This window comes from Brevibacillus sp. FW306-2-1A-C05A (assembly GCF_058781555.1).
Genome location: NZ_JBYSWV010000008.1, coordinates 106,752 through 118,877, shown reverse-complemented (window position 1 = coordinate 118,877; position 12,126 = coordinate 106,752). Strand labels below are relative to the sequence as shown.

Sequence of the window (12,126 nt, the reverse complement as noted above, 5' to 3'; positions counted from 1 at the left end):
CTATTTTTCTACATGACTTCCTTCAATTCTGTTGGGTCCAAGTTCAGGAGCGGCTCGAAGCGGTTGGGAGAATCGCCGTTTACGTGCTCTTTGACGACGCCCATTTTCACGAGCAGGCGCAAGCTGGTATAGACGGTAGAGAGCGTGATGTTTGGCATTTCTTTTTTCAGGGCATGGTAAACGTCCTTGGCAGTGGGACGGTGATGAGACGTCAGCATATGGCGCAGGACAGCGCGTCTTTGAATGGTCAGGCGTTTTCCGAGATGCTTCACCTGGTTTGTGACACTGGCAATTTGTTCATCCATCACAGGTCACCTCTTTTTGATAATTATTATTACTTGATTATAATTATCGTTTTGTTTTTCCAGGGAGTCAACCTCTTTTTTATGTAGATAAGAATTTATCAGATTCGTGCCAGGTTTCCGGTTTCAGGGCCACGCAGGTTCGGTTAATGGCTTGGCGCAGCATAGGCTGGTAGCGTGTATGTTTGCCAGGATTCCGCAAATCTTACATAAGAAAGGACAGCAAATGGGGGTTTTCTTTTCGACCAAAACATGGTAGTGTATGTGCGGATTTTGCTTACGTGAAAAAGTCAGGAGTGAAACCATGTGGCGCGAAAAAGACGAACAGCCATCCAGTTGAACAGCCCGCAGAGAAAAGTGATGGAATATGGTATGCTGCTCCTCGGTTCACTGGTGCTTGCGACCAGCTTTAACCTTTTTCTCAACCCGAACCAGATTGCTTCCGGCGGCGTTTCCGGGCTGTCGACAATCTTGCACAACCTGTTTGGATTTTCCCCGGCGATTGTTCAATGGGCGTGCAATATTCCGTTGTTCCTCCTGGGACTGAAGTTGCTTGATCGGCAGTACAGCATGAAGGCGGCGGTTGGATCGGTCGTGTTGCCGCTGTGCGTGATGCTCACGAGTCATTTGCAGCCGCTGACTACCAATCCGTTGCTCGCGAGTATTTATGGAGGAATCGGAGTGGGCCTCGGCATTGGCATCGTTTTTCGGGGCAGAGGCTCGACCGGAGGGTTTGCGATTGCCTCGCAAATTTTGCACAAGTTTACGGGGATCAGCTTAGGGGCCTGCGTGGCGGTGTTTGACGGCTTGGTGATTTTGTTTGCCGGGATTGTGTTTGACCCGGAGAAAGCTTTGTATGCACTTATTGCGTTATTTGTCACCAGCAAGACGATTGATATTGTTCAAATGGGGTGGAATACCTCGAAGGTTGCTTATATCATCTCAAACGAAACAGATACGCTGCGCGAAACGATTTTGTATGACCTGGACAGGGGAGTTACCTTGCTGGATGGCTCGGGAGGATATACCGGCGATGCGCGCAAGGTGCTCATGGCCGTGGTTAGCCAGAGCGAAGTCAGCAAGCTGAAAATTATGGTACGCTCAGTCGATCCTGACGCGTTTATCATTTTATGCCCGGCGAATGAGGTGCTTGGCGAAGGATTTCGCGTGGGCTGATCGCGCGGATTGCTTGGGCAGGCTGGAAGCAGGAAGAGCGGTGGGGTCAGATCCGCCGCTCTTTTTGCTAGCGACGGTACTGTTTTTTTAAATTCTGATGAAAAAATTTTAGGTTTTCTATTGCATTTAAAAAAGAGACATGCTATATTAAATCTCGTGAGCGGGACACACACGAAACGCTCGCGGCGAAAGATGAAAAGCATATGCCGGTGTAGCTCAATTGGTAGAGCACCTGACTTGTAATCAGGGGGTTGTGGGTTCGATTCCTATCGCCGGCACCACGTTTTCATTTGCGGTCGTGGCGGAATTGGCAGACGCGCTAGATTCAGGTTCTAGTGGTGGCAACACCGTGGAGGTTCAAGTCCTCTCGACCGCACCATACCAGTAAACGACAGGCTTTTGGGCTGCTTTTTCCGGCAGAACAAAAGCCTTTTTGCTATTCATGATCTGGATTAGGCTGACACTGCTGGCAGCGGCAGGCTTGTCCCGCTTCCAGCTACACGCAAGCGAGCGGCTGCGACTCCGGCCGCCCCGCCGCCTGGGAGACGGGCGTGAGCTTCGTCGAATACCTGGGCCGGGTCCGAATCCGCAAAGGCCAGGAGCTGCTCCAGTTGTCGGACAAAGATTTGCATCTGATTGCGCAGGAAACCGGGTTTGCCAACGATTATTATTTCAGCCGAAAGTTTAAGCAGATTGTGGGCGTTCCGCTGACGGTGTACAGAAAGCAGCCGAAACGAATCGCCGTCCTGATGCCGCACGCCACAGTATGCCTGCTGACCTGGGGATCGTCCCGGTGTTTGGCGTCGTCGGCTTGTGGATGGAGCCGTGGCTGACTGCTCATTACCGGGAGCGGCTCGACTGCTCAGGTTTCAGGCAAGGGGAGTGGTACAGCGACAAAACCGTCCAGTGGCTCGCGGCGAATCCGCCCGACCTCATCATGGTGTATCGGGAAGAGTACACCGAGAGCTTGTGGGAGATCGCCCCGGTGTTCACGATTCCCGAGGAATGCAGCGATTGGCGGGAGGAACTGCTCGTGCTCGCGGCAGCCGTGGGGCGTCGCGAACAGGCAGAACGCTGGCTCCTGCTGTTTGACGAAAGAGCTTTGGCGGTAAAAAACAAGCTGGTCGTCCAGCGTGCCCGAGGCGAGACGTTTTTGATCGTGAAAATCGTCTCGGGCAAATGCTACGTTTACGGCAACATGACGAGCATGGGCGGGTGCCTGATATACGATGTGCTGGGCTTGCAGCCGCCGCCTGCCGTGCAGCGGAACATGATCGAAAAAGGGCTGCTGAACATACACGTCCCGCTGGACGATCTGCCCGATTACTCCGCCGATCACATTTTTTTGTTCCTCTATCATTCGCATTGGCCCGCCGCCGAGTGCGAGGTATTGGGGTCGAGCGTGTGGCGCAGTCTGCCGGCAGTAAAAAACGGCCGCGTGTACGAGCCGGACCCGAATGTTTTTTACGGGTACGATCCTTTGGCGATGGAGAAGCAATTGGACTGGCTGGAGGAAAATGGTCCAGTCACATTTCGGCTGAATTTTCGTCATTTGTCTGCATGGACAAACTTTCTGCCCTCTTGATACGCTTGATTCGATAATAATTCTCATGAATGCGACCGCGACACTTGTTCATCCGAACGGAAAAGAGCTTGCCGTGCTCGGCGACAACTTCGGGCGGGGCGGGGAAGCGATCTACCATGCGATCGGCTTCAAGGCCAATGAGCGGGTGCAGCGTGAAGTGATCGACAGCGGCGCACAGTACCAGGCGATTTCGCTTGAGCTGCTCCAAGAATACGCCGACGCAGACATCGTGTTTCTCTGCTCATGGGACCAAACGACCGAGGAAGAGCTGAAGGCGGTTGTCGATAGCGGAGTGTGGAGGCAGCTTCCGGCTGTCCGGGAGAATCGCGTCATCGTCCTCGATTACAAAACCCTTTTCTACTTTGACCCGATATCCGTCCTCGGCCAGATCGAGGCGTTGGCCGACGTGATCGAGCGGCACAACGGGGCGAAACAGAAGCAGTGAGGTCCGAGGTTTCTGGCACGATGGGGGGGCGGGCCAGTCCTAGAAATTTCTTTGACATGTCTAGTCTTTATGATACAATAGCAAAGGCGATTGAGATTTGAACAGTCGTGATTGTTCCAACATTCGCATTCTCTAACAGATTGCCTGGACGCGTTCCAGGTTTTTTTATATGCTTTTCAGCTTGGAGCGGCATGAATGAAAAGAACCTGGCAAAACTGCCCAGGTTCTTTTTGATTGCGCCTAAAAAGACACGATGATATAATCAGAGCACACGACTGTGCTCAATTTTATGGTTAATGGTATCTCATCTTACACTTTAATTGTATCACCCGCACAAACACCTGTCAAATGCTTTTTCACAATGGAATGGTTAGGGGAGATCGGAATGAGTGCTTTGGTCCTCGGTTTTCAGGAAATGGAAAAAACAGCGCGGTTGCTCGTTGGCGGCAAAGGGATCAATCTGGGGGAGCTATCGAAAATCCCCGGCATACAAGTCCCGGAAGGATTTTGTATGACCACAGCGGGCTATCAAAAAGCCATCGAACAAAACGAGACGTATCATGCTTTGCTGGATCGACTGGCGAGGCTGAGCGCAGAAGACCGGGAGCCAATTGGTGAAATCAGCAGGCAGCTTCGGCAAATTATCAGGGAAGCCGAAATTCCCGCCGATGTGGTCGAAGCCGTGACGCACTATCTCTCCCGCTTTGGAGCGGAACACGCTTATGCCGTGCGCTCGAGTGCGACTGCGGAAGATTTGCCGCACGCTTCTTTTGCTGGTCAACAGGACACCTATTTGAACATCATCGGCATAGAAGCCATTTTGCAGCATATGAGCCAATGCTGGGCGTCGCTGTTTACGGATCGCGCGGTCATTTACCGGATGCAAAACGGATTTGACCACCGCCATGTTTCTTTATCCGTCATCGTACAAAGGATGGTTTTCCCTCACGCTTCCGGGATTTTGTTTACCGCCGATCCGATTACAGCCAACCGGAAGCTGCTGTCTATCGACGCCAGTTTTGGACTTGGCGAAGCACTCGTCTCTGGCCTCGTATCCGCCGATTGTTATCGAGTAAAGGACGGGGACATCGTCGACAAAAGGATCGCAACCAAAACGTTGGCGATTTACGGACGAAAAGAAGGCGGGACGCAGACGGAGCAGATCGAGCCTGAGCGGCAAAAGGCGCAAACTCTTACCGACCCGCAAATTTTGCAACTGGCACGCATCGGCCGACAGATCGAAGCTTATTTGGGCTGCCCGCAAGATATCGAATGGTGTTTGGCTGACGATACGTTTTACATTGTCCAGAGCCGTCCGATTACGACTTTGTACCCCATCCCGGAAGCGACCGATCAAGACAATCACGTCTACGTATCGGTGGGCCACCAGCAAATGATGACCGACCCGATGAAGCCTTTGGGCATGTCTGTTTTTCTGTTGACGACGAATGCCCCCATGCACAAAGCCGGTGGCAGGCTGTTTGTCGATGTGACAAAGATGCTCGCTACACCTGACAGCAGGCAAATGCTGATAAATACATTGGGACAATCCGACCCGCTCATAAAAGACGCGCTGCTGACGATCATCGAGCGAGATTTTATCCGATTGTCACCAACAGATGACAAAGAACAGTCCCCCGGCAACAGCAATCCAGGCAGGCTGCCCGCCAGTTTGGAAACACCGATCGAAGACGATCCGGCCATCGTCGCTGAGTTGATTGCGCGCAATCAAAACGCGCTCGAACAGGTAAAGCAAACCATCCAAACGAAATCCGGGCCTGATTTGTTTTCCTTTATTCTCGAAGACATCCAGCAGTTAAAGCAGATGTTATTTGTCTCGAAAAACTTGGGCGTGATTATGGCTGCGCTGAATGCTTCGGCATGGATCAACAAAAAAATGAACGAGTGGCTGGGTGAAAAAAACGTAGCAGACACGCTTTCCCAATCGGTGCCAAACAACATTACGTCGGAAATGGGGCTGGCGCTCCTTGATGTCGCTGATGCGATTCGCCCTTATCCAAAGGTCATTGACTATTTGCAGCACGCACAAGCAGATCACTTTTGGGAGGAACTGCTCAAACTGGATGGCGGACAGGAAGCGCATGACGCGATCCAGGCGTATCTCGAAAAATACGGAATGCGCTGTGCCGGAGAAATTGATCTGACGAGAACGCGTTGGAGTGAAAACCCGCTCACGCTCGTCCCCATGATTTTGGGCAACATCAAAAACTTTGAGCCGAACGCTGGCAAGCGGAAATTTGAGCAAGGGCGACAGGAAGCGCTTAAAAAAGAACAAGAGATCATCGAGCGAGTAAAGCAATTGCCGGACGGGGAACAAAAAGCAAAAGAAACGAAACAAATGATCGACCGCATCCGAAACTTCATCGGTTATCGCGAATATCCCAAATACAGCATCGTGAATCGCTACTTCGTCTATAAGCAAGCTTTGCTGAAAGAAGCCGAACAACTCGTACAAGCGGGTGTTCTTCGCGAAAAAGAAGACGTGTACTATCTCACTTTGGAAGAGTTTCACGAAGTGGTGCGCACGAACAAGCTGGACAAGCAGGTCATCAGCCAACGAAAAGAAGACTACCAATTTTTCGAAAAGCTGACGCCGCCGCGTGTCATCACGTCTGATGGTGAAATCATTGCGGGCAAGTACAAGCGGGAAAGCTTGCCCGCCAATGCGCTTGCAGGTCTTGCTGTTTCTGCCGGAGTGATCGAGGGGCGGGCGCGTGTCATTTTACACATGGAAGAGGCGAACCTGGAAGAAGGGGATATACTGGTCACCTCCTTTACTGACCCGGGCTGGACACCTTTGTTTGTATCGATCAAAGGTCTGGTCACCGAAGTGGGCGGACTGATGACCCACGGGGCAGTAATCGCGCGTGAATACGGCTTGCCGGCCGTTGTCGGCGTGGAAAACGCCACCCGTCTCATAAAAGACGGGCAACGCATTCGCGTGCACGGAACAGAGGGGTATGTGGAGATTTTGTGATGGCTGAAGCCGTCAAGCTCGCGAGCGAGTCGAGTAGATGAGCGGTTGCCTTTGGTTGCAAGGCAGGACGAGCGATCAAAGAAAGTTTTTCGACCAAGGAAGGTTGAAGAACTTTCTTTTTTTCGCTACAATCAGAATGATGATAATGAATTTCATTTTCAAAAATAAAAGCTTCATGCCTGAAACACCGCAGGCTGTTCCTGACCTGGCGTGAAGCATAGCGCCATTTTGTCCAGAAGAAAACGAGAAAAACCGGGCGGGGCGCTCGGCGTGATCGGCGAGAACGATGCAGAATGGCGACTTAGAGACAGACCGCAGCAGCAAGGACGGTCTGCCTTTTTGCGCCAGAAAAAGCCCAGGCGGATGTCCACCGTCCGGCTGCTCACCTGTTCCTTGAAAACTGTCCAAGATTTGCGGGTTGCTCGCCGCGTCAAGCGTGGGATACAGTAGAGTGGCGAGCATTGTGATCGACACGTTGCAGGCTTGCAGCATTCGCAAGCTTTTTTGCGCGAGCCGAAAAAAAGAGACAGCACGAATGAAAGCGAGGGAGTAGAGGAGCATGAACAAATTCCGGTTCATAGGCATCAGTGTGGTGACAACAGCCTTCCTGTTTTCAGCGTGTACGGCAGTCCTTCCCACACCTGCATCTGCCCTGGGCACAGCAGAGCTTTCCCCTGCAGAGCAGCGCGAAGCTTTTTTGGACAAAATGGACATCAAAGACAAAGAAGTCCTCGGCTTTTACCATACGACGATGGAAGGCAGCTCTGACGCGCGCAAGCACAATATCAAGAAGGCGCTGAAAAAGATCAACCAGGAAAAAATCAAGCCGCAAGCTGTTTTTTCTTTTAATGAAGAAGTAGGCAATTCCAACATAGAGGAAGACGGCTGGGAAAAGGCAGGGACGATCTTGAACGGGCAGCTTGTCGACGACTTCGGCGGCGGGATTTGCCAAGTATCCAGCACGCTGTACAATGCGACAGCGGAAGCCGGGATGACGATCGTGGAGCGGCACAATCACAGCAAGTCGGTGGGCTACGTGCCGGCAGGCCAGGACGCAACGGTAGCTTACGGCGTCCTCGATTTTCAGTTCCAGAACCCGTACGACTTTCCTGTCAAAATAAAAGCGAAAGCGTACAACGAAAACGATGTAGTCATCGCCATCGTCCGCGCATCATGACAACAACGCAAAAGCAGGGGGACATCAAATTGGGATGTACCTCCTGTTTTTTTGTCTGCTATAAATGTAAAATAATGGATGCGCTGAAACGTTATTTGGTTTTGAGGCAGGCATTTCTGACCATACTGTGTGAAAAGGAGGTGCCGTGATGTACGTACAGGTGACAGGTGACCCGCATAATCAGCGCGTGGTCGTCATGGGCGAGCCTTTGAGCTCTTGCCAGGAGGATGGCTACTATCTTTTGCCTGGTCGGCTTGTCGCAGCGCTAAAGCCGGAAGATTTGCCTGTCGGGATGGCATTCAGACTCCAGGGCGCCCTTCCTTCGGGGTATGGATTTTATCGGGAGGACTCGGTTGTCTTTCGCAGGAGAAACGATTCCTCCGCACTTTGGATCGAGGTAACTTCCACCTATGTCATCTCGGAATGGGATGGCTTGTTTTCGCTGGACGCGACCGTTCAGGCGCGCCGAGCGGTCATTGAGCAGCACCCGCAGCTCGCGTTTGTCCTCTGCGAAAAAAAAGAGCAGGTCGTGCGCCTTCGTTACGGGTTCATGTGGAGCTCGGAGGAGGAGACGGATTTGGAGAGCGCGCTGGAAGCGATTTGCGATACAGTGTTTGAAGTGGAGGCGCGCGGCAACGCCAGGCTCTGGCCGGGCTATGACAACTGCTTTGACGAGTATTGACCGGCTGTTTTTCGTCCTCTTTCCCATGATATAGTAAATGGGAGCGACAAGCTTTCATAAGGAGAGGACAAAATGGAACAGATCCGCAATATTTACTGTGTGGGCCGCAATTACCGGCTGCATGCGGCCGAACTGGGGAACGACGTACCGAAAAAACCGATGATTTTTGCCAAGCCGACACACGCTCTGGCTGTGACGAACGGACAGGAGATCGAGCTGCCTGGGACGCGCGGAGAGCTTCATTATGAAGCGGAGCTGGTCGTGCATCTGGCACGGCCGTATGAACCGGGCTGCACGCTTGCCGAGCTGGTCGACAAGATCGCCCTTGGCATTGATTTTACTTTGCGCGATGTGCAGAGCGAGCTGAAGAGTGCAGGCCATCCGTGGCTGCTTGCCAAAGGCTTCCCTCATTCCGCGATCTTGACGCCGTTTCACCCGTTTCCAGGGCTTGCGGCGATGCAGCAGACAGACTTTTCCCTGCTCAAAAACGGCGAGCAGGTGCAGCGGGGAAATATTCGCGATGTGATTTTTGATCTGGAGACGATCATTGCTTACGTCGCGGAGCATTTTGGCTTGGGTCAGGGCGATGTGATTTACACGGGGACTCCTGCGGGTGTCGGACCGGTCGCCGATGGCGATGTGCTGACCCTCAAATGGGGCGACGAAGAGTGGGGCCAGTTTACGGCCAAACTGAAATAAAAACGGGCAGTTATGCCGGGTGAAAAGACCCATCTTCTGACAGGATCAGGCAGAAGATGGGTTTTTGTTTGAAAAAGCGCCATTGAAACCGATTCTCAACTGCGTCTGGTTCTATGGAACTAAAAGGCAGGAATGGCCTGTTGTGCGCCTTGTTTTCTGATTAGTCCGATGCTACTAATTCCATGATTGGTAAATTTTACGGTCTTATCCTCCCGTTTCCTCCTGGGGTAATCTGTCCATGTGCCCACGACGGGTGCCACAACATGACAAGGAGGAAAAGAAAGTGACGAAACGAGATTGGGTAATGAAGTCAACAGTAGCAGTCATGCTGAGTACGTCCCTGTTAATGGGTGGTCAAGTTGGACAGGCGGCCGCTAAGACGCAAGATTCGAAACAGTCTGATGTTGTACAGATCGCGACATCTTTGATTGGGAAAGATTATGAATATAAAGCAAAAGGTTCAAAACAGTTCGGGTCTGCAGAGCTGGCTACGTACACGTACAAGCAAATCGGCATTTCCATTGGCAGCACGATTTCGAGCTTGTCCAAAGCAGGCAAAAAAGTCTCCCAAAACAGCGTAGAGCCGGGAGACCTGGTGTTCTTCTCGTCCAATGGAAAAGGAAGCCCCACATTTATGGGCATATACATAGGCAATGACCAATTTGTCTACTCCTCTCAAAGCGAGGATGCCGTCGTCCTGAAAAGCTATTCGGAATACAGCAATAAGTTCGTCGGCGCACGCCGCATTTTGGATGAGACAAGCTCTTCCGACAATTCCGGCAGCAAGCCGGAGCAACCGGCAAGCAATCTGGCCGACAAGGTCATCAAGATCGGCGAGAAATACATGGGCACGAAGTACAAATACGGCTCCAGCAGCAGCACGACCAAGACGTTTGACTGCTCGTCCTTTACCCAGCGCGTCTTCAAGGAAGCGGGAATCACGTTGCCGCGCGACTCCCGCCAGCAATCGACCGTAGGGACGACTGTGTCCAAGAAGAACTTGCAAAAAGGCGACCTGGTCTTCATGAAGGCTTCTGTCAACAGCTCTTCTGACCGGATTACGCACGTGGCGATCTACGCCGGAGACGGCAAAATTTTGCACACGTACGGCAGCCCGGGCGTGACGTACTCCAAGTTCGACGGAACGAACTGGGAGAAGCGCGTGGTCAAAATCAAACGCGTCCTGTAGCCGCTAAAGGCTCCCCTAACTGCATACGGTAAACACCGTTCAGTCGGCTCTCGTGCTCGTGTGCATGAGAGCCTTTGTTATGTTTGACGCAGAACGCCGCGAATTGTTACGGGTGCGGCGCTTGCCAATTTTTGCAATGCTCCACGGATAAATTTTTGTTAGAATAGACAGTAAAGAGGAAATATTGAGAAAATGTAGAACTTCTATATTCTACATACTTAAAAAGCGTGGGGGTGTTTCACTTGCAATTGAACATGCCAGCAAAATACAATTTCGCCGTACAAGTGGATGAGTGGGCCAGAAAAAATCCGGAGAGACGCGCTGTCTGGGAGCTGGACGAGCAAGGGAACGAACGAGTTTTGACCTATGAGGAGCTGCGCCGCTATTCCAACCGGATCGCGAATGCGCTTAGTTCCGTCGGGATTGGGGAAAAGGACCGGGTGCTTGTGCTCGTCTCCCGCGGGACGCTCGCCTACGGGCTGTACCTCGCTTTGCTGAAGCTGGGCGCGGTCATTTTGCCCGGCTCGGAAATGTTGCGCTACAAGGACATCGAGTACCGGGTGAACCACGCCAAGGCCAAGGCTGTCATCAGCTTCGAGGGCGTGCTGGACGAGGTCGATCAGACCCGCGGCAATTGTCCCAGTCTGGCGCACTACATTACGACAGGCGAAGGGAAAGAAGGCTGGGTAGCCCTGGCGGGAATCATGGAAGGGCAGGCCGAGGAATTTACGGCAGTAGATACGGATGCGGACGAACTGGCATTTTTGTCCTATACGTCCGGGACTACGGGCGGTCCGAAAGGGGTTATGCACGTCCACGGCTGGCCGTTCGCGCATTTGGCGGTGGCGGCAAAGCAGTGGCTCGACGTGCGCGAAGGCGACCTGGTGTGGGCGACAGCAGGCCCTGGCTGGGCCAAATGGATCTGGAGTCCGTTCGTCTCGACATTGGGGATGGGAGCGACGGCGTTTGTGTACAAAGGGCGGTTCGTTGCGGAAAATTATTTGGCGATTTTGCAAAAATACCCGGTGTCCGTCCTCTGCGCGACTCCGACCGAGTACAGGCTGATGGCCAAAGTATCCGATCTGGGCGAGTACAAGCTGCAAGCGCTGCGCTCGGCATGCTCGGCAGGGGAGCCGCTCAACCGCGAAGTGATTGATACGTTCCGCCGCGAGTTCCAGTTGACGGTGCGCGACGGCTACGGACAGACGGAAAGCACGCTGTTGGTCGGGACCTTCGTCGGCATGGAGCCAAAGCCCGGCTCGATGGGCAAGCCTTCGCCGGTCGTGCGCATCGCGATTATCGACGAGGAGGGCCACGAGCTGCCTGTCGGCAAGGTCGGGGATATTGCGATCGACCGCAACCTCGTGGCGCTGTTCAAAGGGTACCTGGACGATCCTGAGCGCACTGCGCGAGCGTTCCGGGGCGACTGGTACGTCACCGGCGACCAGGGCCGCATGGACGAGGACGGCTACATCTGGTTCGAGGGCCGCTCGGATGACATCATCATTTCCGGCGGGTACACGATCGGGCCGTTCGAGGTGGAGGACGCGCTGGTCAAGCATCCGGCAGTAGCCGAATGTGCGGCGGTCGCAAGCCCCGATCCCGAGCGCGGACACGTTGTGAAAGCGTTTGTTATTTTGAAAAAGGGCCATGCCCCTTCCGACGGACTCGTCTCGGAGCTGCAAGATCACGTGAAAACGTTGACAGCCCCGTACAAATACCCGCGCAAGATCGAATTTGTCCAGGAGCTGCCGAAGACGACCTCCGGCAAAATCAGGCGCATCGAGCTGCGCCAGCAGGAAGCGAAGACGCTCCGCTCTTAAACAAAACGTGCGCCTTACGAAATTGTAAGCTTGCTGTAAGTGGATTCGAT

At 53.0% G+C, this 12,126-nt stretch carries 12 protein-coding genes and 2 tRNA genes; 12 read left to right on the top strand and 2 right to left on the bottom strand.

What is annotated here, in order from left to right:
• Positions 1-8 precede the first annotated feature (8 nt).
• Positions 9-305, bottom strand: a complete 297-nt coding sequence (locus AC3WJN_RS08430) for a transcriptional repressor (RefSeq protein WP_005830373.1) — start codon at positions 303-305, stop codon at positions 9-11.
• Between the two features lie 303 nt (positions 306-608).
• Here AC3WJN_RS08430 and AC3WJN_RS08425 point away from each other — a divergent pair, with 303 nt between their 5' ends.
• The 7 genes from AC3WJN_RS08425 to ppsA all read left to right on the top strand — a co-directional run bounded on the left by AC3WJN_RS08425 (position 609) and on the right by ppsA (position 6,506).
• The gene (locus AC3WJN_RS08425) at positions 609-1,478 is read left to right on the top strand and encodes a YitT family protein (protein ID WP_005837127.1); all 870 of its coding nucleotides are present in this window, start codon (positions 609-611) and stop codon (positions 1,476-1,478) included.
• A 205-nt stretch (positions 1,479-1,683) separates the two neighbouring features.
• A tRNA-Thr gene (locus tag AC3WJN_RS08420) sits at positions 1,684-1,759 on the top strand.
• 11 nt (positions 1,760-1,770) lie between these two features.
• Positions 1,771-1,857 (top strand) — tRNA-Leu (locus AC3WJN_RS08415).
• Positions 1,858-2,029: 172 nt separating this feature from the next.
• Positions 2,030-2,311: a helix-turn-helix domain-containing protein gene (locus tag AC3WJN_RS08410; RefSeq protein WP_007783477.1), complete on the top strand. Its 282-nt coding sequence runs from the start codon at positions 2,030-2,032 to the stop codon at positions 2,309-2,311.
• Positions 2,272-3,063, top strand: a complete 792-nt coding sequence (locus tag AC3WJN_RS08405) for an ABC transporter substrate-binding protein (protein WP_007783479.1) — start codon at positions 2,272-2,274, stop codon at positions 3,061-3,063. The genes AC3WJN_RS08410 and AC3WJN_RS08405 overlap by 40 nt, the downstream gene beginning before the upstream one ends.
• Before the next feature lie 25 nt (positions 3,064-3,088).
• Positions 3,089-3,508 carry an ABC transporter substrate-binding protein gene (locus AC3WJN_RS08400; protein WP_005833485.1) on the top strand — a complete coding sequence of 140 codons (420 nt, stop codon included), beginning with the start codon at positions 3,089-3,091 and terminating at the stop codon, positions 3,506-3,508.
• Positions 3,509-3,893: 385 nt separating this feature from the next.
• On the top strand, positions 3,894-6,506 hold the full coding sequence (ppsA, locus tag AC3WJN_RS08395) for a phosphoenolpyruvate synthase (protein ID WP_007783482.1): 2,613 nt from the start codon (positions 3,894-3,896) through the stop codon (positions 6,504-6,506).
• A 75-nt stretch (positions 6,507-6,581) separates the two neighbouring features.
• On the opposite strand, the gene AC3WJN_RS08390 is transcribed toward ppsA, so the two are convergent.
• Positions 6,582-6,980 (bottom strand): hypothetical protein, encoded by a 399-nt coding sequence (locus tag AC3WJN_RS08390; protein ID WP_157179534.1) that lies wholly within the window; start codon positions 6,978-6,980, stop codon positions 6,582-6,584.
• 85 nt (positions 6,981-7,065) lie between these two features.
• Between AC3WJN_RS08390 and AC3WJN_RS08385 the strand changes: the two genes are divergently transcribed.
• The 5 genes from AC3WJN_RS08385 to AC3WJN_RS08365 all read left to right on the top strand — a co-directional run bounded on the left by AC3WJN_RS08385 (position 7,066) and on the right by AC3WJN_RS08365 (position 12,076).
• On the top strand, positions 7,066-7,683 hold the full coding sequence (locus tag AC3WJN_RS08385) for a VanW family protein (protein ID WP_007783484.1): 618 nt from the start codon (positions 7,066-7,068) through the stop codon (positions 7,681-7,683).
• 148 nt (positions 7,684-7,831) lie between these two features.
• The gene (locus tag AC3WJN_RS08380; RefSeq protein WP_007783490.1) at positions 7,832-8,365 is read left to right on the top strand and encodes a hypothetical protein; all 534 of its coding nucleotides are present in this window, start codon (positions 7,832-7,834) and stop codon (positions 8,363-8,365) included.
• A 72-nt stretch (positions 8,366-8,437) separates the two neighbouring features.
• Positions 8,438-9,064, top strand: coding sequence for a fumarylacetoacetate hydrolase family protein (locus AC3WJN_RS08375; protein ID WP_005833478.1), 627 nt, complete (start codon positions 8,438-8,440; stop codon positions 9,062-9,064).
• Positions 9,065-9,347: 283 nt separating this feature from the next.
• Entirely contained in the window at positions 9,348-10,253 is a 906-nt protein-coding gene (locus tag AC3WJN_RS08370) for a C40 family peptidase (RefSeq protein ID WP_007783494.1), read from the top strand.
• Positions 10,254-10,495: 242 nt separating this feature from the next.
• Positions 10,496-12,076, top strand: a complete 1,581-nt coding sequence (locus AC3WJN_RS08365; protein WP_007783498.1) for an acetate--CoA ligase — start codon at positions 10,496-10,498, stop codon at positions 12,074-12,076.
• Positions 12,077-12,126: the final 50 nt, after the last annotated feature.

Coding starts and splice junctions, on each gene's coding strand:
- AC3WJN_RS08430 (WP_005830373.1), bottom strand. CDS start 305: ATGGATGAACAAATTGCCAGTGTCACAAACCAGGTGAAGCATCTCGGA.
- AC3WJN_RS08400 (WP_005833485.1), top strand. CDS start 3,089: ATGAATGCGACCGCGACACTTGTTCATCCGAACGGAAAAGAGCTTGCC.
- ppsA (WP_007783482.1), top strand. CDS start 3,894: ATGAGTGCTTTGGTCCTCGGTTTTCAGGAAATGGAAAAAACAGCGCGG.
- AC3WJN_RS08385 (WP_007783484.1), top strand. CDS start 7,066: ATGAACAAATTCCGGTTCATAGGCATCAGTGTGGTGACAACAGCCTTC.
- AC3WJN_RS08380 (WP_007783490.1), top strand. CDS start 7,832: ATGTACGTACAGGTGACAGGTGACCCGCATAATCAGCGCGTGGTCGTC.
- AC3WJN_RS08375 (WP_005833478.1), top strand. CDS start 8,438: ATGGAACAGATCCGCAATATTTACTGTGTGGGCCGCAATTACCGGCTG.